This is a genomic window from Paenibacillus sp. MAHUQ-63 (assembly GCF_028765165.1).
GTDB lineage: Bacteria > Bacillota > Bacilli > Paenibacillales > NBRC-103111 > Paenibacillus_E.
Genome location: NZ_JARADB010000002.1, coordinates 370174 through 389613, shown reverse-complemented (window position 1 = coordinate 389613; position 19440 = coordinate 370174). Strand labels below are relative to the sequence as shown.

The following is a 19440-nucleotide window of genomic DNA, read 5'->3' as shown; positions in this document are numbered from 1 at the left end:
TCCTCCTTTTCCGCTCACAAAAAGTCGAAAGAGGAAATATGTGGTAGGCCTATCTGCGCAGGTCTAGCAGCACTTACTAGATTTGGCAATCTATTATTTAATTTAACTGTACAACGGTCAATTAAATCCACTAATAGGAGGTTGCCTTATTTGACAAAACGCATCTTGAAAATGACTAACGTGCTTTTCGCAACAAGCTTAACGCTAGGCCTCTTCGCCACCGCAGCAGCCGCTGCCGGAGCGGAAGCCGGCACCCCGGAATCGCTGGAAGCTCTCGAATCGCCGCCAATCGACGCGATGGTGGTCAATGACGAGAGACTGGCCAAGGGACTGATGGACCGCGGGATCCTAAGCAAAGCAGCAACTCCGGAACAAATATCCAAAGCGGTACAATCCTATTTATCTATCAAAAATAATAAACTTGCGAATCCGAAAACGGATCCGCAAAGCAGGCTTCACAACGAAATCGACCAAAAGTCGAAGGCGTTCCTAGCCAAGCAGAAAGTTCAGCTTTCCTCGCAAATGAACCGAGGCCTCGATAACCTGAAGAAAGGCAACGGTAACGGCATCCTGATCCCGTCGGCCAAGCAAAGCGGCTATAACGGCCCCGTGCGCGAAGACAAGGTGCTTGTTCTTTTGGCGGAATTCGCGGATCTGAAGCATAACAATGTGAAGCAGGAGCCCGGCTTCATGTATGCCAAGGATTTCAACCGCGAGCACTACCAGAATTTGATGTTCGGAGATAAGGATTTCAAACTGTTCGACGGCTCCAAAATTCAAACGTTCAAGCAGTATTATGAGGAACAATCCGGCGGCAGCTATACGGTGGACGGCTATGTGTCCGACTGGTTGACGGTGCCGGGCAGCGCTGCGCAATACGGGGACGACAATCCGGCCGGGGGCCACGACAACTTAAATCCGCTAGGCCCTCGCGATCTTGTGAAGGATGCGCTCAATGCCGCTGTTGCCAATGGGCTTAATCTGGCGGATTACGACAAGTTCGATCTCTATGATCTCGACGGCGACGGTAATCAGAACGAACCGGACGGTTTGGTCGATCACTTGATGATCATTCACGCCGGAACCGGACAAGAAGCCGGCGGAGGCGCCTTGGGCGACAATGCCATCTGGTCCCATCGTTGGACCTTGAACGGCGTATACCCGGTGCCCGGCACGACGGCCGGTGTAGATTATTGGGGCGGCCGCATGGCGGCCTATGATTACACCATCCAGCCCGAAGACGGAGCGGTAGGCGTATTCGCCCACGAGTTCGGTCACGATCTCGGTCTTCCGGATGAATACGACACCCAATATACCGGACAAGGAGAGCCCGTTGCATCCTGGTCGATCATGAGCGGCGGCAGCTGGAACGGGAACATTGCAGGCACGACTCCGACCTCCTTCTCCCCGCAGAACAAAGATTTCTTCCAGAGGACGATGGGCGGTAATTGGGCGAATGTGACGGAAATCAACGCATCCGACATTAATCAGCTGGGCACTGCGGCGATCATCGATCAAAGCGTGACGAAATCCAACAACCCGGGAATCGTCAAGGTGAATTTGCCGGATAAAGCGGTGCCTGGCATACAGCCGGCGTTCGGTTCGCGCTACTATTACAGTACGAAGGGCGATAATCTGCACACGACGCTTTCTACACCTGAGTTCGATTTGACCCATGCCCAAACGGCATCATTTGATTTTAAATCCTTATACGAGGTTGAATTCGAATACGATTATCTTACCGTTACAGCGGTCACTTACACAGGGCAGGAAGTGACGCTGGATGTGATCGGCGACGAGGATACGAATGGCGATGCCAAAGCGGAAACGACGAATGGGACTTGGGTCGACAAGTCCTACGACTTAACGCCGTTCGCCGGCTCCAAAGTGTCCCTGCACTTCGATTATGTCACGGACGGCGGTCTGGCTCTGAACGGATTCGCCATGGATAATGCCAAATTAACGGTAGACGGCCAAACCGTCTTCTCCGACGATGCGGAAGGCCCATCCGGCTTTGCCTTGAACGGCTTCATCCAATCGAATGGAGTGGAAATGAAGAAGCACTATTACTACCTCGAGTGGCGAAATTATGCGGGTTCGGATAAAGCATTGGCATTCAGCCGCGGTGTCAAATACAATACAGGACTCGTCGTCTGGTACGCGGATGACAGCTACCTCGACAACTGGGTCGGCATCCATCCCGGCCAAGGGTTCCTCGGGGTCGTCGATTCCCATCCGAAAGCCATGATATTCCAGAAGGACGGTCAGGACTCCGTCTCCCAAACGACCCGCTATCAAGTTGCGGATGCCGCTTTCTCTTTGGACAAAACACCATCCTGGTATGTGAACAATGAATTGAGAGGCGAGTATACCTACAAATCGCAGCCTGGTGTCGAGCAGTTCTCAGACTCCAAAGTGTATGTGGATCAATTAATCCCGGATGCCGGACGCCTTGTCCCGAACTACGGCCTGAAGTTCCATGTCGTCGGCGAAGCGAAAGATAATTCCGCCGGGTTAATCTGGATTCATAAATAAAATCAAAAGGGCTCCCGCCAAGTCGTGTTAACTTGGCGGGAGCCCTTCGCCTATTTGTACAGAATATCATCCTTCAGCGCAGCCACATGCCCGATCACTTGATCAATGTCTGACTGCGGCACACCGAAATGTGCAAGAGCATTCGCGAGATGCCCCGCAACCGCCTGAAAATGCTCCGGCTGCAGATTCATCCCCGTATGCGCCTTCGCCATGGAGAGCCCGGAATATTGATTCGGCCCGCCTAATGCGAAGGAAATGAACTTCGTTTGGTGCTTGCGCTGTTTCTCCATGTCGGTGTTTTTGAAGAAGTCATTGATCGTATCATCCGCTAGAATGAGTTCGTAGAAATAGTCCACCACTTTGCCAATGGCCTGTTCTCCGCCAAGTTTATCATATAAGGTTGTTGTTTGATCCACAAAGTTTATCCTTTCCAAGTTTACTCATGGAATACTTTACCCGTTTTTTACCGAATCATACCTTCGTCTTCCGAAATAACACGGTCACTTTGAACAAATCGCCGTCCATCTCAATGTGCAGCTCACCGCCTTGCAGCTCGGCGATGCTTTTGGCAATGGATAACCCCAATCCGGAGCCCTCCGTATGGCGGGACTGATCCCCGCGCTTGAAGCGCTCGAACAGCTCCTCCGCCTCGAAATCGAGCTCGTACGCGGACACGTTTTTGATCGTGAAAATAACGTTCTCCTGCTCTTCGCGCAGGTTCAGATGCACTCTCGTGTGCGGCATCGCATACTTCAATGCGTTGGAAATCAAATTTTCAAAGATGCGCCACGTTTTACGTCCGTCCAGAGCCGCGGTAATCTGCGGATGTTCAATATGTATGCGGAAACCGGCTGCGGAGCTTTCGATTTTATCGCTGAATTCGGCCAAAGCCTGGCTCAGTAAGGAGGAAACGTTAACGGTTTCCACTTGCAGCTCGACAGCTCCGCTCGACATTTTGGAAGCTTCGAACAGATCGTCAATGAGCACCTTCAGCCTCTGCGTCTTGCGGTCCAGGACCTCCACATAGCGCTCTGTGGTCTCCGGCGTCAAATCCTTCTGTTTCAGCAGATCGACATAATTGATGATGGAGGTGAGCGGCGTTTTGAGATCATGGGAAACGTTCGTAATCAGCTCCGTCTTCAGCCGTTCGCTCCGCATTTCCTTATCGAGCAGCTGCTTGAAGCCGGCCTTCATATTGTTCAATTGGCCTGCCAGGAGCGCCAGATGGCCTCGGCCCTTCTCCGGAATCGACTCGGTCATACGGCCTGAGGCCATCTGCTCGGCGGTTGTTATGATGCGCTGAAACCGGACCAACCTTCGGTACACGTACGGCACGATCGTAGCGCTGTAGAGCACGATATAGAGGAGTCCGAAAAATAAAAGTTCAGGCGCACTGTCTATTTCAGCCATTCCGATGAAAGCCATGATGAGAAATCCGCCTAATAGAACCGTCGCTCCGCCGACGAAGCCGGCCTTGAACAGAACCGATTGGCTAATGAACCGCCTCCCGACCAGAGCGGACGCTCTTCGGACTAGGCTGCGGCTCCACTGGTCATGCCACTCTCCCTTCCCGGCTGACATGCGCATGGCGTCGATAACGAACAAGATGAACAGTGTCGCGGTAATGACCAGCCAAGTCCATTCGACGAATTGACCGAACCGGATCGGCAATTGAAAGAACGAGTTGCCGCCGACCTGCAGCAGCCCGATGCCCATAATGAAGATAGCCGCCAACAAACGAACATCGACTGGCATACGCCGGATCCAGGTCAGAGATAGCTCCTCGCGTACGATGCGGAATTCCTGTACCCTTACGAAATACCACGTTAGCAGTCCCAGAACGGCCAGATTCACAGCAAGTACGCCGAGCTCCACAAGCAGCCGGTCGCGAATGTTGTTCAAATAAGCATAATCGGCATGGATTTGGCTGAAGCCGGGGGCGGTTCGCGGAATAAGCAGATACCCTTCAAGACCATTCGCCTGAAAATATTTATTGATCCCGGACAGCAACAGGCTGCTCGCATCCGCCTGCGGCAGTTTTAATCCAAATAAAGCTTGCGTCACGTCCGCGCCGGAGGGCTCCTTCGACAAATTGGTATAAGTGCGATGGGCGTTCTTGTCACGTATGTAATACTGGAAGCCGCCGCTTCGCGCAGCGAGACTGGCTTTCACGTCGTTCCATTCTTTATTTTTGTACGCCAAATATTCCGCCTTTCGGATCTCCATCAATTTCGGAATTTCGAGGGGGATCTGCGCCAGCTGCCGGTCCCGTTGCTCTTCCAGCTGTCTGACTTCTTCCGGCTTTTCACGGTTCTTCGCTTCCGCAATGCAATCCTCATACAGACTTTGTGCCCGGATGATTCCCCGCTGCTCCATCGCCGCGTATTGCTCCTGCCACGCTGCCATGCGTTTATCGCCGATCTTCTCATCGTCCTTAAGCGACGGATAGTTCGCATTTTCCACCGTGTAACGAATCAGATTCCAATGCAGCGCCAACTCGTCATTGAACGCCTTGCTGTGCAGATAAGCTTCTTTCCTCAACAGCTCGTTATGAACCAGCAAGTCGGCTGCTGTGCAGACGGCGAAAACAGCCGCATACATATACGAAACCCACAACAACCCCCGCACATATTTATTTCTCAATCTTGTAACCAATGCCCCATACCACCTTCAAATATTTTGGCTCCCGTGGATTGATTTCTATCTTCTCACGAATTCGCCGCACATGGACGGCCACGGTGTTCTCCGCATTGAAGCAGGTTTCCTTCCAAACTTTCTCATAAATCTCTTCAATTGAGAAAACCCGTCCTTTGTTCTCCAACAGCAGCTCAAGAATTTTATATTCCGTTGCCGTCAAGCGCACTTCTTCGCCGTCTACGGATACGTTCTTAGTCGCTTTGTTCAAGACCAGCCCGCGCACCTCCAGCTCGTTGTCGCTCGGCTGATAATTTCCGAAACGGATATATCTCCGCAGCTGCGATTTGACCCGCGCCACCAGCTCCAGCGGACTAAACGGCTTGCCCATATAATCGTCGGCGCCAACGTTCAAACCTATGATTTTGTCCGTATCCTCCGTCTTGGCCGAAAGCATCAGAATCGGAATATTCCGGCTCTCCCGCACTTTAAACGCCGTTTGAATCCCATCCATTTGAGGCATCATAACATCAAGAATCATCAGATGGATGTCATGCTCCTCCAGCATTTGGAGGGCTTGCTTTCCGTTATTGGCTTTGAAAATATTCATATTTTCGTTTCTCAAATAGATTTCTATCGCGTCCTGGATTTCGAGCTCATCGTCCACGACGAGAATGTTGTATCTCTGCATGCTCTAACCTCTCATCTCTGAAATGGATGCTGCCGCGGCAAACGTTCATCCCTATTCCTATAGTAATGGATGACATTTACAAATAACTATTTAAAAATATGACAAATTTCTTAAGAATGATAGAGAAAAAACCGCCACAGCCCGTGTGACGGTTTTACATTTCATTATTTTCGTTCCAGTTTGGCGGAAATGCCTGTAAGAAGTGCGGCAGCCACAACCATCAATCCGCCGATCCATGGCGTATGTCCGAGACCGATGGTGTCGACAACCACACCTCCGACAATAGAGCCTACTGCGATACCGATATTGAACGCAGCGATGTTCAGTGCAGAAGCGACATCGACTGCCGAAGGCACGTATTTCTCGGCGAGCTGTACAATGTTCAGCTGCAAGCCCGGCACGTTCATGAAGGCCAGCAGACCCATCAGGAAGACCCCAATCAAGCCAGCCGTCTTGAACGGCAGCATGAAAGTCAGCATAATCAAGATCGCAGCCTGGCCGATAAACATCCAGAATAATGCGCGCAGCGCATTGCCATTAGCCCACTTGCCGCCGACCGAATTGCCGATCGCCACGGCGATCCCGTACACCAGCAGCACAACGGAGATAACATGCTGACTCAACCCTGTTACATCTTGCAATATCGGGGTTAAATAAGTAAAAGCGACGAACGTGCCTCCATACCCGAGCGCTGTGATGGCATAGCCAAGCACTAAGCGGCTATTCGTTACCAGACGAAGCATATCGGACATTTTGGCGGGAGGCGATTGCTTCAAATTTTTGGGGATCAAGGCGGCGCTAGCCAAAACCGCGATGACGCCTAGCAGGGCCACTCCCCAGAATGTCGCCCGCCATCCGAACATTTGCCCGATGAACGTGCCCAGTGGAACCCCAGTTACGGTTGCCACCGTTAGTCCCGTGAACATAAGGGCGATCGCACTGGCCTTCTTGGAAGGCGGTACGAGCTGAACGGCGATCGTGGCTCCGATGGAGAAGAAAACGCCGTGCGAGAAAGCGGTGATGAAGCGTGCAATCAACAGCAGCGAGAACGATGAGGAAAGCGCGGCCGCTGAATTGCCGACGATGAAGATCACCATTAAGAGCATCAGCAGCGTCTTGCGGTTCATCCGATTCGTCAATGCCGTCAAAATAGGTGCGCCCAGCGCGACTCCTATGGCGTAACCGGAAATGAGCAGCCCGGCCAGCGTAATGCCGATGTGCAAATCATCAGCAATTGATGCCAGCAGACCGACTGGAACGAATTCTGTCGTTCCGATCCCGAATGCGCTGATGGCTAGCGCGAGCAGCGCCCATTTTCCAGATTGAACCTTACTTGTTTGCTCTATGGTTGAAGATGATGTTGTCATGGTTTGACTCATAATTACCTCCTGTATATGAATGTGATCCGGCGGCAACACTTTATGATTTGTTGTCTGAGTGCTATTATAGGATCACAGAAACTTTTTGATAAGTACGCACTTTGAAGTATCATAGATACCATGAAGTGCTATAGGTACTCATAAGTACTATAGGCACTATTAAGTACCTATAAAAATTATACGGGAGGTTATCCGATGCCATACAACGTACCGGTTGAAGCAACGCTCGAGGTGATCGGCGGAAAATGGAAGGTCGTTATCCTGTGCCATTTGGACAAAGGTGACAAACGAACAAGCGAATTAAAGCGGCTTATGCCCGACATTACGCAAAAAATGTTGACCCAGCAGCTCCGCGAGCTGGAGGAAGACGGGATGGTCAAGCGTACGAGCTACGACCAGGTACCGCCTAAGGTGGTCTACTCCTTGACGCCGTACGGCTGGTCGTTCAAGCCGATCCTGGATGCGATGTGTGCTTGGGGAGAGCAGCATATCAAGCAAACGGAGGAACTAAGCTTAATAGAAAGCACATAAGGAGGCGGTTGCTATGAAGATCATGATCACTGCAGCGGAAGCCATTGAGAAGGGCGTCTGGAAGGACATTCTTCGACTGTTCGGCCGCGACAAAGACGAGGAAATCTGGCCGAAAGAGGAATTCATCCTCACGGAAGAGCAAGCGATTCAATTGAAGCTGATTAAGAAGTAGCAGGTATGGCCGCAACTTCTTGAATTTGACGATTGCGAGGGCGTATCGCCTCAAAGCAGGCGAATAGCGGCGCGTAGTTGTGGCGTTAGAGCACGGGCTGCCCGCGCCGGCGGCTAACGGACACAGCGGCGCTTATTCGGCTGGTTTCCGCCGATTGCTGATTCTAACGGACACCAGCGACGCTATTTGCCGTTTGCGAGGGCGTTTTCGCCTCAAAACCGGCGAATAGCGGCTCTCCTGTCCGTTAGATCTCCGGCGGGGCGATTTTCACTGCATTAACGGCTGTGGTGTCCGTTAGATCATGAGGATGGCGTGTCGCTAGGCGCAGCACAGTGCGGCACGTAGTTGTGGCACTGCTTCTTTATCCGCGCATAGAGTACGGGCTGCCCGCGCCGGCGGCTAACGGACACAGCGGCGCTTATTCGGCTGATTTCCGCCGATTGCCGATTCTAACGGACACCAGCGGCGCTATTTGCCGTTGTCGAGGGCGATTTCGCCTCAAAGCAGGCGAATAGCGGCTCTCCTGTCCGTTAGATCTGCGGCGGGGTGATTTTCTCTGCATTAACGGCTGTGGTGTCCGTTAGATCATGAGGATGGCGTGTCGCTAGGCGCAGCACAGTGCGGCACGTAGTTGTGGCGCTGCTTCTTTATCCGCGCATAGAGCGCGGGCTGCCCGCGTCGGCGGCTAACGGACACAGCGTCGCATATTCGGCTGATTTCCGCCGATTGCCGATTCTAATGGACACCAGCGTCGCTATTTGCCGTTGTCGAGGGCGATTTCGCCTCAAAGCAGGCGAATAGCGGCTCTCCTGTCCGTTAGATCTGCGGCGGGGTGATTTTCTCTGCATTAACGGCTGTGGTGTCCGTTAGAAAATCCAATGAGCTGCGTGCTTCGGACTATCATGTAAGCTCTACGTTCTGCTTGTTCACCTCTATTCCTTCACCCTGTTCCTACTCCTACATTCCTTCTCCTAAGTTCCTTTAATCTATTCCTTCTCCTACGTTCAATCACTCTGCACCTTCACCTCCACCTTCAAATCTTAACCTAGCTCCTGTCCACCGGCCGCTTGCACCCTCCTTTCCTCCCCCTGCAACAGTCTGTCGCTCTCACAGAAAAAAGGTTGGCCAGGATGCTCCCGACCAACCTTCCCTTATGCATATCGCTGCCAGCCCGCAGCACCCGGATACGGGCAGCTTTTGTCCTTAAGCTTGGCGCTGACCCGCACGATACAGCCGCAGAGCGAGCAGGTTGTCCCGCCAACCAGCTTGGGACACTGATAGCACATCTCCAACCGCTCGCGGTAGACGTCATCAGGCACGCAAGCGTCCGTCTGAAACATAGGCGCCGTCAGCATTTTCGCTATGTGCGCTTCGGTTACCCTGAAGTCGTCCCGGCATCCTTTGCACTGGCGATTCTCCGGCATGTCAGCTACTCCGCCCGCAACTCGAGAACGGTAACCGACATCGGTGGAAGCTCCACGCTAAGCTGCTCGCCATTCAATGTGAAAGCAGTAAACGTTACCGGCGCTACCCGGTCCGTCTCTTCGAACGTGTTATGGCCGTCGATCACATCGGAAGTTAAGGTTGTCCCGGTAATCGAGGCTATAGAGCCGGTAAGTCCCCGCAGCTCCAATGCTACATGCGCACCGGCCTCATGATCCAAATTGCATAAGGAAATGTGGATTCGGCCTTCCGCATCCCTCGAGGCGGAAACAGAGATTTGCGGTATCGCCTCTTTACCCGAACCGAGCTCGGCTATGGACGAATGAATGTCCAGCAGCTCGGCATCCTGATGAACCTTGTACATATCAAAAACATGATAAGTCGGGGTTAGCACCATTTTCTCGCCTTCCGTAAGGATAACGGCCTGCAGCACGTTCACCAACTGCGCAATGTTCGCCATTTGCACGCGGTCGCAGTGGCTGTTGAACATATTCAGCGTCATCCCGGCGATAAGCGCATCGCGAATCGTATTCTGCTGATACAGGAAGCCCGGATTCGTCCCCGGCTCCACATCGTGCCACGTTCCCCACTCATCCACAAGCAGCCCGACGCGTTTCTCCGGATCGTACTGATCCATAATGGCGGAGTGCTTGCTGAGCAGCTCCTCCATATAGAGCGCTTTCCTCAAAGCGACGCGGAATTTCTCTTCAGGAAAACCCGTCGCAGGACCTTTCTCCTGCCAAGTATCCGTCACCGTATAGTAGTGGAGCGTAATGGAGTCCATGAAACGGGAGGCCGACTTCATCAGCGTTTCCATCCAATGATAATCATCGGTGTTAGGTCCGCAAGCAATTTTGTGAATCCGGTTGCTGCCATAGTTGCGGACATACGTCTGGAACTGACGGTACAGATCCGCATAATATTCCGGTCGCATGTTGCCGCCGCAGCCCCAGTTCTCATTGCCTACGCCGAAGTACTTCACCTTCCACGGCTCGGCCCTGCCGTTCGAAGCGCGCAGCTCAGCCATCGGAGAGACGCCCTCGAACGTCAAATATTCCACCCATTCGGACATTTCTTGCACGGTGCCGCTGCCAACGTTCCCGTTAATGTACGGCTCACAATCCAGCATTTCGCAGAGCATCATAAATTCATGCGTTCCAAAATGGTTGTTCTCCACTACGCCGCCCCAGTGCGTATTGATCATGCGCTTGCGGTTTTCTTTGGGACCGATGCCGTCTTTCCAATGATATTCGTCCGCGAAACAGCCGCCGGGCCAACGAAGAACAGGGATCTTCATTCGTTTCAACGCCGCAGCGACATCGTTCCGAATGCCGTTCGTGTTCGGGATCTCCGAATCCTCGCCAACCCATAATCCTTCATAAATACAACGTCCCAGGTGCTCGGAGAAATGTCCATAAATGTTGCGGTTAATCGTCCCTTTCGCCCTATCGGCGTTGATGGTGATCCGATTGCTCAAGTAAAATCACTCCTCAAATTAATGTTTTTATTAATCGATAAGCAATATCATGAATTCAATTAATTCTTATATTAAGGGGATCCTTCTGCTTTTGCAACCGTTTTTTTGAAAATCCACAAGTAAAAAACCGCCAGTCTTCCCCTGACGGTTCATAACACCGGATAAGCCCTGCGGTATTCCCGCGGGGCTACGCCGATATGCTGCTTGAATTGCTTATTGAACGTGCTGAGCGATTGAAAGCCGCTGCTTTCCGCCACTTCGATCATCGAAAGCCGGGATGTGCGCAGCAAATCCATGGCGTGCTGCAGGCGCAGTCGGTTCACGAATTCATGAGGCGTTTGACCTGTCAATGCTCCGAATTGCGCGAAGAAAGACGTTCTCCCCAGCCCGGATTTGCCCACGAGCATGTCCGTATCCAGCGCCTCTTGGTAATGCTCGAGCAGGAATCCTACCGTATCCGAAACGGAGGCATTCCAATTCCCGGTCTGCTTCTCCGCCTGAAATTCAGCTGCGAACTGCTCGATTTCCAGCAGAATCGCGATTAGATGCATGTACTGCCGCGTCATCCAAGAGCTGGATTGCCGGGCTTGAGCCTCTGCCGCCCGCACTGCCGCATCCCGGATGTTCTGCGCATAAGAAGTATGAGCCGGGATCAATGGCGGTATGCTCATCTGCGTGTAGAATGGCAGCAGCAGCCTGCCCCCGTCCGGCAGCTGCCGAAGCAAGGAGGGGCTGAACAGGACGAGTATCGATTCGAACGTCCGTCCCGGCAGCGCATAGCTCCAATGCGGTTCGAATGGCCTGCACACGAATACGTCACCCGGCTGTCCCCGGTACGTATGACCGCCGAACTTGTAAATCAGTTCATCCTTCAGCAGAACGCCGACCTCCAAGCAATCATGCACATGCAAATCATGGGGATCCGGGGAACCCTCCACTGGGCAAAACGCTAATGAGCGGCTTAATATGAGCTTTTCCACATACATAACGATGACCTCCTCCCTGCTGCACGTCTGAAAAACCCGGCGGACAAAATGACGAGTTTTATCCCCGATCCGGAAGAGAATCCGCTAGGCTGCCTGTGCTAGAGTGGAATTAATGGATGTTAATAATACGTCAACGAGGTGATTATATCATGAGAATCTATTTAATCGGTGTCGGCGTTATTTCCCGTACGCATGCGGAAGCGGCCGCGAAGCTCCCGGAGCCGGCCGAGCTTCGCGCAGCCGATCCGAACCCTAACGCCATAGCGGCGTTTCTGGAAAAGTTCCCGGGCGTTTTAACATTCGGCAGCGCCCAAGACATGCTGGACAGCGAGCCGCCGCGCGAGGATGATGTCGTCATCGTAGGTACACCGCCATTCGCCCATGTCCAGCTAGCCGTTGCTGCCCTGAAGTCCGGACGCCATGTCCTGTGCGAGAAGCCGCTGGCCATGAACATGGAGGAAGCGGAGCTTATGCTGGCGACGGCGAACGCGCACTCCAGACTGCTTGGCTGCTGCAGCGTACGGTTCAAGGGCATGCACCACATGGAGGCGACGAAGCGAATCGTCCGCTCCGGCGAGCTGGGCGACATCTACCATATGACGTTCGTGAACAAATGGGAACGCGGCCGTTCGGGCATCGAATATCAGCCCGAGAGCCCTTGGTTCCTTGACAGCAGCAAAAGCGGCGGCGGCGTCCTCATGGATTGGGGACCCTATGATATGTCCGCCTTGCTGGATGTTCTCGATCCAGTCGCCGTCGACATCGAGTCCGCATGGCTAGCGAAGCCGGTCACAAGCGCCGATCCGGCGGACCTCTCTTTTGACGTGGAAACCCATGTCGGCGCCAGCATGACGTTCCACCGCAACGGCCTGCCTTCCGTTCATGTGCATTACGAACGCGCCTCGTGCGCACACGGCAAGGAATATGTTCGAGCCGAAATCGAAGGTACGCGCGGTTCGGTCAGTTGGACGCCGTTCGACTCCCGGCAGCCGGTATATATCCGGCGGGATCAGGAAGGCAAGCTGGCAGAGCATATGGCGGAGATGCCGCCGAGGCTGCCAACGACCATTTTCGATCATCCGCTGCTGCATTTTTATCAATCCGTCAAAGGTCTTCCTTCCTTCTCCAATGTAAACCGCCGAGCCTTCGACCATTTCCTGCTCATCAGGGCGCTGTACGATTGTGCGCAGACCGGTATGAAGCCGCAGACGATCACCATACATCGCGATCAGGAGGTGCGTTCATGAATATCCTTGGATTTGCCACCAATATGTACGGTTGGACGGAACGTTGGCAAAGAGACGGCAGACCGGAGCCACATAGCTGGGACGATCTGCTGCGCGAATGTGCGGAAGCCGGGCTTGATGCTGTAGAAATCGACGCAACCCCTGAGAAGCTCGCTCTAGCCCGGAAGTACTGCTTGGCGGTATCCGCTTCGTATCTTGGCTTACAAATTCACGAGCCTTTCGAGAAGCTTGATTATGAGACTTGCATCGCCCCCTACGCGGCAAGACTCGCGGCGGCAGGCGGGAAGCATTTGCTCCTGAACGCCGATCCATGGGGCAGCTGGACGCATCCGATTCCGAAGAAAGAGGAGCATTTCATCAGGCAGGGGGAGAACTTGTCCGAAATCGCCAGAAAAGTCGCCCCGCTCGGCATCCGCGTCAGCCTGCATAACCATGCAGCCGATCCCTATCATGCCGAAGGCGACTTGCGATCGGTCGTCAAGTACGCAGACCCGGCCGTCGGACTATGCGTGGACACCGCTTGGGCCACGGTTGCCGGATGCGATCCGATCGCCTGGATTCGCAGCTTTCCGGAGCGGATTCATTATTTCCATCTGCGCAATCAAGCGGGCCGGATGCCGGCGGAAGATCTGCTCGAGGGCAGCATTGCCTTCGATGAACTGATTCGTGCGGTCAAGGACATCAGCTACGAGGGCTGGCTTGCACTTGAATTGTGGCATCCTCCGGGCATGGAGCCCCTGCGGTCTATGATCGAAGATTATAAAAGATCGAAATTATTTTTGCAGGAGTTGTTGGCGCAGGCATAGTAGGTATAGATACCGGTCTGGATGCACGTTTGTTCTTCGTCCCGGCCGTGCGGATAATTTGTGTGCTTTTGTTTCACACTAAGCTTTGTCTTTCCAACTAACCAATGGGAGTGATCAAACATGCGTGAAGGTTTAATCCCTGCTGTTCTCGGGACTGTCGTAACTGCTTCTGCCGCTTCCTTACTGGGAAGCAAGTATAAGCTTGCTGCAACTGGTGTGCTGGGATTCGGACTGGCTCACGTTGTTTTGGGGGCTATCGACCTCATCGAGCATCGGTAAAAGGTTCGGAAAGGCCGGGACATTCCCGCAATCAAGAAGGTGCATGCTCATCGTCAGCATGCACCTTCTTCCTGTTTCAAACATCCAGAATGTATCTCGCAGCCGAGCGACAATAACAAGCAAGTTCAGCTCCTCTAAGAGAGCCAAGCCTCTACCGAGAGTCCCGCCCATAGCGGGAATTTCTCCTGTTACATGCAGCCTGGCGGATCCTCAAATGCTGAATAACAGGAATTCCTCCCGTTATTCAGCCCGTACTCGCAGCCTGTACGCGAAATGAGGATGAATTAACGGGAGGAATTCCCTTTATTCGTACAACTGGGCTAATTTTCTCGCGAATAACGGGAGAAATTCCAGTTACGACCTGCGGCTGACCAAGGAAAGCTCGGCTCCCTCAACGAGAGAGCCCCGCCACGCCACGCCGCAGATCAAGAAAGCTCGGCTCCATTTTTCCGTTTCGGGGATCCCCTCAGCCACGAAATTTCTATACTTCTTTCACTACGTTAGGTCGAATATGTTCTTTATGCTTTTCTACAAAGGCATCCCAGTATCGATGCTCATCGAAAAATAGTTGCTTCAGTAAGTTCGAGTCCATACCTTTACCAAACCAAAAATTTAATTAAGGGGTAAGCTTCACTCACCCCAAACCCAAAACAAAACATATAAATTCTTATATCCTAAAAAAAGCGCCCCCCCATACAGGAGTGGCGCTATACGTTCTTATTTCGCTGCCGGCTCGGCAACAGCATTGTATTTGGAAGAAACATACGTTACCGCTTTAGCCTCGGTAACGACTTGCGCATTCATCGAATCCGGCTGCGGATCCGTCAACGTGTACGTGATCACCGCACGGCCGTCCGACTCGAAGCTGATCCCCGTAATGTCGATCGCATAACCTGCAGTCGGCTTGGATTCACGGGACAATGTCACTTTGTTGACGTCGTCATTGACCTTCTCCACCGTCACGGTAACGTTCTCCGTTACTACCGGCGGTTTTTGCGCGTGGGCTGCGAGCACTTTGCTTGCTTGATAAACCCAAGAAGCCGCTTCGCCGCGCGTCAGTTCCGCTTTCGGGTTAAACTTGCCGTTTTTATCCAGCTCGGCAATTTTGTACTTCAGCAAGCGTTGAAGCGCGCCTTGGTACTCTGGTGTGATCTGATCCGCATCCTTGATCTCGGCAGGGACGATGTTGATCATGGGGAAATTGCCCTTCTTCTCCAAAGCGCGAATGAGCAGTTCGCCGAATTGCTCCCGCGTGATGGAGGCGTTCGGATTGACATCCTTCGGAAGCTCTACCCCGTTGAAATGAGCGATAATGAACGCTTGAGCGTACCATGAATCATTCGCGATATTCGTATAGAAATCGGAGGCAAGCGGCTGTTTGACGAAACGCAGCGTATCCAGGTTCAGATCCAGCCCTTTCACGATCAATTGCACGCTTTGCGCATAGCTGATTTTACCCTTTGGTACGAAACGATCGTTGTCCACTCCGCTCACGACGCCACGGTCACGAAGGGCGTTAATCGCCTCGGCTTGTCCGGCTTCTACGTCGGAGAAGGCAAATGCCGTATTAAACGACATGGCTCCCAAAAGGACGGTTGATAATGCGGCTTTAGCTAACTTTTTCACAGTAACTTCTCTCCTTTTATTTCGTTATTTTTTATAACTCTCTCGAGTTAACTACTAAACGGAGGAGTTTCAAGAAAGGTTGCATCTACAGGAATTTTTTTTTACTCAAGACTTTGCCGGCGCGCATGCTAGCGATACGAACTCAGCGATCCGCATGCCAAAAGAAAAAAGACCGCCGATCGCAGCACGGCAGCCCACTATTCAATATAGCCTGTTCACATAGCTTTCATTCAGCTCTTTGGCCACTTGCTCGGCGTTCGTATTCCGGAGCTTCGCATGATCGATCAGCATTTGCGCAGGGGAAGGCAGCGCTTCCCGGGAAATCCACGACTCCGGCGACCATAAGCCCGAGCGGATCATGGCTTTGGCACAGTGCATGTAACACTCCTCAACGACGACGCCAATTCCGAACAGGGGTGCTCGCCCGTTCACAGCGGTTCGTTCAAGCAGCTCAGGGTCACGGCTAATACAGGCTCGCCCGTTGACCCGCAAAGTCTCCCCCAGTCCCGGTATGAAAAAGATAAGTCCGATATACGGATTGGTCATTATATTGTGAATGGAATCCATTCTCCGGTTGCCCGGACGCTCCGGTATGAACAGCCTGCCCTCATCCAGCACCTGCACGAAGCCGGGGGCGTCTCCACGCGGCGATACGTCGCAGCGGCCGTCCCGGTCTGCTGTAGCCAGTGTCAGGAACGGTGACTTGGCAATAAACTCCCGGCAATGACGATCGAGATGCGAAATCACTTTATCGGCGGCCCGCTGACTCGGGTTCCCGCACAGCGCGCGAAGCTCCTCGAATTGCTCTTGGGAGGCGATTACATCGTGAAATTGTGTGTGCATCATAAGTCCCTCTCTTAACTATAGGCTGTTTCCCACATTATACCTTGCGGTATGCACGAATCACAGCCTCTCTGATGAAAAAGAGACTATCCAAACGCGCTAACTTCTGCGTTGGAACAGTCTCTGAAGGGCTTATACGCCGGAATAAGCCATAAATCCGCCATCCACCGGAATCGTCGCGCCGGTGACGAAACCGGACATGTTCGGATCGGTCAGCCACAGCAGCGTGCCGAGCAGATCCTCCGGCTTGCCGAATCTGCGCATCGGCGTATGGGTGATGATCTTATGCGAGCGCTCGGTAAGCGAGCCGTCTTCCTTCAGCAGCAGCTTCTCGTTCTGCTTCGTCAAGAAGAAGCCCGGCGCGATCGCATTCACGCGGATGCCGCTCTCCGCCATATGCACGGCCAGCCACTGCGTGAAATTGTCGATAGCAGCCTTCGCAGCACTGTATGCCGGTACCTTCGTCATCGGCGAAGGCGCGCTCATAGAGGAAATATTGATCACTGTCGCATGCTCTCGGCCGATCATCTGTCTAGTGAAAATTTGTGTCGGAATCAATGTGCCGACGAAGTTCAAATCCAGCACATTGCGGAAGCCTGTGACGCTAAGATCATAGAAAGATTGAACGTCCGGATTCGTCAAATCCTCCAGTTTGAACGTCTCATTCGTCGTGTTCGCGCTCGGATGATTGCCCCCTGCTCCGTTGATCAGAATATCGCACGGTCCGAGCTGCCCCAGCACCGCCTCCGCCGCTTGCTTGACGCTCGCCTCGTCCGTCACGTCGCAGGAAACGGCAATCGCTTCGCCGCCCGCTGCGGCAATTTCAGCCACGACCTCTTGACCTTTCTCCACGGAACGGTTGAGAATCGCAATTCGTCCGCCCTGGCGCGCCAATTCAAGCGCCATCACTCGGCATAGCACGCCCGCTCCTCCAGTAATCACGACAACTTTGCCTTGCAAAGCCGGAAATTGCGTCAAGTTCAGCATCTTAGCCGACCACCCTTTCATCTTGTAATTGTCTGCGGTTCGCATCCCATAATCCCCATAAATACATAATGCCTAGCGCCCGGTCGTACAAGCCGTAGCCCGGTCTGCACTGCTCGTCCCAAATATGTCTGCCGTGATCCGGTCGGCAAAATCCTTCGTATCCGTTCTCATGAAGCGCCTTCACGATGCCGGCAATATCAACCGTACCGTCCGTTGTGCGATGAGACGTTTCGATGAAATCGCCGTTCTCATACACCCGTACGTTGCGGATATGCGCGAACGGGATCCGGTCTGCGAATTCGTACACGATGGAGACGATATCATTGGCCGGATTCGCCCCGAGCGAGCCGCTGCACATGGTGAGGCCGTTGTACGGGCTGTCGACGAGACTAAGGAAACGGCGAACATGATCCTGACCGGTAATGATTCGCGGCAAGCCGAAAATCGGCCAAGGCGGATCATCCGGATGAATGGCCATGCGGATATCGTATTTCTCGGCATAGGGAATGATGGCTTCCAGAAAATATTTGGCGTTCTCGAACAACTGCTCTTCCGTAACCCCTTGATACGCTTCGAACAATTCCGTCAGATGCGCCAAGCGTTCCGGCTCCCAGCCTGGCATCGTGAAGTTCGGGTTGGCGTTGATCCGCTTCACCTGCTCGTCCAGATTGAGGTGCGCCACCTTTTCTTTCTCATAGAACAAAGCCGTCGATCCATCTTCCAGCTCTTTATGCAGATCGGTCCGTACCCAATCGAAGACAGGCATAAAATTATAGCAAATGACTTTGACGCCGACTTCCGCCAATTTGGCGATCGTCTTCTTGTAGTTGTCAATGTAAATATCGCGGCTTGGCAGCCCCAGCTTAATATCCTCGTGAATATTGACGCTCTCCACGACTTTCATATGAAGCCCCGCCGCATCAGCGGCTTCCTTCACCTTCATAATTTTGTCCATCGGCCATTCCTCGCCGGCCGGAACGTCGTGCAGCGCCCAGACAATGCCCTCCACGCCGGGGATTTGCTTGATCTGCTGCAGTGTGACCGTGTCGTTGCCTTCGCCAAACCAGCGAAAAACCATTTTCATCGCTTATGCCGCCTCCTTCTGCTATTTGAAATACGCTTGGAACTTCTCTTGGAGTACCGCTTGATCGGCAATCGTGAGGTGCAGATGCGCGCTCATCAGGAGCTCAGCCTTCTCAGCCTGCTTGCCTGCAATCGCCTCTACCATCAACCGATGCTGTTCATACAGCTCGTCCCACCGGTGGTCCGCAGCCAGCCTGAGCATCCGCGTCCGGTTCAGATGAACGTTCACCTGCTGAATCACGGCCCACGTGTTCAGCTTCCTGCACCCTTCGAAGATCGTTCGGTGAAACGCCTCGTCGAGCTCGAACATCATCTTGAAATCTTTCTCCTTCATGGATACTTGCTGATGGGCCAAATTCGAGCGAAGCTGCGCCAGCGGTGCCTCCGGGAAGCTTTCGCATGCGAGCGAGATTACCGCCCGCTCCAGCTGCTCGCGAATGAAGCGCGCTTCTTCCACGAGCTCGAGATCGATCAGCGAGACGAACGTGCCGCGCTGCGGATAAATGTCGAGCAGGCCTTCCTGCGACAATTGCACGAAGCTTTCACGCACCGGCGTCCGGCTCACACCGAATTGCACGGAGATTTCTTTCTCCGAAATCCCGGTGCCGGGCGGCAAATCGAGCATCAGAATCTGCTCCTTAAGAGCTTGGTACACGGCATCACGAGTTGTACTGGTCGTCGGTTTTATGATCAACGGTGAGATTCACCTCCTTGTTTTATC

The 19440-nt window shown here is 53.1% G+C and carries 18 protein-coding genes; 6 read left to right on the top strand and 12 right to left on the bottom strand.

The window, feature by feature from the left end; genetic code table 11:
* Window positions 1-150 precede the first annotated feature (150 nt).
* A complete protein-coding gene (locus tag PUT07_RS09920; protein WP_274467793.1) occupies window positions 151-2535 on the top strand; it encodes an immune inhibitor A domain-containing protein in 2385 nt (794 codons plus the stop codon).
* 50 nt (window positions 2536-2585) lie between these two features.
* On the opposite strand, the gene PUT07_RS09915 is transcribed toward PUT07_RS09920, so the two are convergent.
* The 4 genes from PUT07_RS09915 to PUT07_RS09900 form a co-directional block, all read right to left on the bottom strand.
* A complete protein-coding gene (locus PUT07_RS09915) occupies window positions 2586-2951 on the bottom strand; it encodes a group I truncated hemoglobin (RefSeq protein ID WP_274467792.1) in 366 nt (121 codons plus the stop codon).
* Window positions 2952-3006: 55 nt separating this feature from the next.
* Window positions 3007-5190 carry a sensor histidine kinase gene (locus tag PUT07_RS09910; protein WP_274467791.1) on the bottom strand — a complete coding sequence of 728 codons (2184 nt, stop codon included), beginning with the start codon at window positions 5188-5190 and terminating at the stop codon, window positions 3007-3009.
* A complete protein-coding gene (locus PUT07_RS09905) occupies window positions 5168-5860 on the bottom strand; it encodes a response regulator transcription factor (protein WP_274467790.1) in 693 nt (230 codons plus the stop codon). The genes PUT07_RS09910 and PUT07_RS09905 overlap by 23 nt, the downstream gene beginning before the upstream one ends.
* Before the next feature lie 164 nt (window positions 5861-6024).
* Window positions 6025-7227: an MFS transporter gene (locus tag PUT07_RS09900; protein ID WP_274469271.1), complete on the bottom strand. Its 1203-nt coding sequence runs from the start codon at window positions 7225-7227 to the stop codon at window positions 6025-6027.
* A 207-nt stretch (window positions 7228-7434) separates the two neighbouring features.
* Between PUT07_RS09900 and PUT07_RS09895 the strand changes: the two genes are divergently transcribed.
* On the top strand, window positions 7435-7770 hold the full coding sequence (locus PUT07_RS09895) for a winged helix-turn-helix transcriptional regulator (RefSeq protein WP_274467789.1): 336 nt from the start codon (window positions 7435-7437) through the stop codon (window positions 7768-7770).
* Between the two features lie 13 nt (window positions 7771-7783).
* Complete coding sequence (locus PUT07_RS09890) at window positions 7784-7942, top strand: hypothetical protein (protein ID WP_274467788.1); 159 nt, start codon at window positions 7784-7786, stop codon at window positions 7940-7942.
* Between the two features lie 1151 nt (window positions 7943-9093).
* Here PUT07_RS09890 and PUT07_RS09885 read toward each other — a convergent pair.
* From PUT07_RS09885 to PUT07_RS09875, 3 genes are all read right to left on the bottom strand, one after another.
* Window positions 9094-9366, bottom strand: a complete 273-nt coding sequence (locus PUT07_RS09885; protein ID WP_274467787.1) for a DUF6171 family protein — start codon at window positions 9364-9366, stop codon at window positions 9094-9096.
* A gap of 5 nt (window positions 9367-9371) precedes the next feature.
* On the bottom strand, window positions 9372-10862 hold the full coding sequence (locus PUT07_RS09880) for an alpha-N-arabinofuranosidase (RefSeq protein WP_274467786.1): 1491 nt from the start codon (window positions 10860-10862) through the stop codon (window positions 9372-9374).
* A 149-nt stretch (window positions 10863-11011) separates the two neighbouring features.
* Window positions 11012-11848 carry an AraC family transcriptional regulator gene (locus PUT07_RS09875; protein WP_274467785.1) on the bottom strand — a complete coding sequence of 279 codons (837 nt, stop codon included), beginning with the start codon at window positions 11846-11848 and terminating at the stop codon, window positions 11012-11014.
* Window positions 11849-11997: 149 nt separating this feature from the next.
* Between PUT07_RS09875 and PUT07_RS09870 the strand changes: the two genes are divergently transcribed.
* The 3 genes from PUT07_RS09870 to PUT07_RS09860 all read left to right on the top strand — a co-directional run bounded on the left by PUT07_RS09870 (window position 11998) and on the right by PUT07_RS09860 (window position 14180).
* Complete coding sequence (locus PUT07_RS09870; RefSeq protein WP_274467784.1) at window positions 11998-13095, top strand: Gfo/Idh/MocA family protein; 1098 nt, start codon at window positions 11998-12000, stop codon at window positions 13093-13095.
* Complete coding sequence (locus PUT07_RS09865) at window positions 13092-13901, top strand: sugar phosphate isomerase/epimerase family protein (RefSeq protein WP_274467783.1); 810 nt, start codon at window positions 13092-13094, stop codon at window positions 13899-13901. The genes PUT07_RS09870 and PUT07_RS09865 overlap by 4 nt, the downstream gene beginning before the upstream one ends.
* A gap of 120 nt (window positions 13902-14021) precedes the next feature.
* Window positions 14022-14180: an asparagine synthase gene (locus tag PUT07_RS09860; RefSeq protein WP_127449393.1), complete on the top strand. Its 159-nt coding sequence runs from the start codon at window positions 14022-14024 to the stop codon at window positions 14178-14180.
* Between the two features lie 717 nt (window positions 14181-14897).
* Here the strand turns inward: PUT07_RS09860 and PUT07_RS09855 are convergent.
* The 5 genes from PUT07_RS09855 to PUT07_RS09835 all read right to left on the bottom strand — a co-directional run bounded on the left by PUT07_RS09855 (window position 14898) and on the right by PUT07_RS09835 (window position 19413).
* Window positions 14898-15806, bottom strand: a complete 909-nt coding sequence (locus PUT07_RS09855; RefSeq protein ID WP_274467782.1) for an S-layer homology domain-containing protein — start codon at window positions 15804-15806, stop codon at window positions 14898-14900.
* A 201-nt stretch (window positions 15807-16007) separates the two neighbouring features.
* A complete protein-coding gene (locus tag PUT07_RS09850; RefSeq protein WP_274469269.1) occupies window positions 16008-16649 on the bottom strand; it encodes a pyridoxamine 5'-phosphate oxidase family protein in 642 nt (213 codons plus the stop codon).
* A gap of 132 nt (window positions 16650-16781) precedes the next feature.
* Complete coding sequence (locus PUT07_RS09845; RefSeq protein ID WP_274467781.1) at window positions 16782-17636, bottom strand: SDR family oxidoreductase; 855 nt, start codon at window positions 17634-17636, stop codon at window positions 16782-16784.
* 1 nt (window position 17637) lies between these two features.
* Window positions 17638-18720, bottom strand: coding sequence for a mannonate dehydratase (uxuA, locus tag PUT07_RS09840; RefSeq protein ID WP_274467780.1), 1083 nt, complete (start codon window positions 18718-18720; stop codon window positions 17638-17640).
* A 21-nt stretch (window positions 18721-18741) separates the two neighbouring features.
* A complete protein-coding gene (locus tag PUT07_RS09835) occupies window positions 18742-19413 on the bottom strand; it encodes a GntR family transcriptional regulator (protein ID WP_274467779.1) in 672 nt (223 codons plus the stop codon).
* Window positions 19414-19440 lie beyond the last annotated feature (27 nt).

Bases quoted from the DNA above. Each gene is read 5' to 3' on its own strand.
- PUT07_RS09905 (WP_274467790.1), bottom strand. From the start codon at position 5,860: ATGCAGAGATACAACATTCTCGTCGTGGACGATGAGCTCGAAATCCAG.
- PUT07_RS09900 (WP_274469271.1), bottom strand. From the start codon at position 7,227: ATGACAACATCATCTTCAACCATAGAGCAAACAAGTAAGGTTCAATCT.
- PUT07_RS09895 (WP_274467789.1), top strand. From the start codon at position 7,435: ATGCCATACAACGTACCGGTTGAAGCAACGCTCGAGGTGATCGGCGGA.
- PUT07_RS09890 (WP_274467788.1), top strand. From the start codon at position 7,784: ATGAAGATCATGATCACTGCAGCGGAAGCCATTGAGAAGGGCGTCTGG.
- PUT07_RS09885 (WP_274467787.1), bottom strand. From the start codon at position 9,366: ATGCCGGAGAATCGCCAGTGCAAAGGATGCCGGGACGACTTCAGGGTA.
- PUT07_RS09875 (WP_274467785.1), bottom strand. From the start codon at position 11,848: ATGTATGTGGAAAAGCTCATATTAAGCCGCTCATTAGCGTTTTGCCCA.
- PUT07_RS09870 (WP_274467784.1), top strand. From the start codon at position 11,998: ATGAGAATCTATTTAATCGGTGTCGGCGTTATTTCCCGTACGCATGCG.
- PUT07_RS09865 (WP_274467783.1), top strand. From the start codon at position 13,092: ATGAATATCCTTGGATTTGCCACCAATATGTACGGTTGGACGGAACGT.
- PUT07_RS09860 (WP_127449393.1), top strand. From the start codon at position 14,022: ATGCGTGAAGGTTTAATCCCTGCTGTTCTCGGGACTGTCGTAACTGCT.
- PUT07_RS09850 (WP_274469269.1), bottom strand. From the start codon at position 16,649: ATGCACACACAATTTCACGATGTAATCGCCTCCCAAGAGCAATTCGAG.
- PUT07_RS09845 (WP_274467781.1), bottom strand. From the start codon at position 17,636: ATGCTGAACTTGACGCAATTTCCGGCTTTGCAAGGCAAAGTTGTCGTG.
- uxuA (WP_274467780.1), bottom strand. From the start codon at position 18,720: ATGAAAATGGTTTTTCGCTGGTTTGGCGAAGGCAACGACACGGTCACA.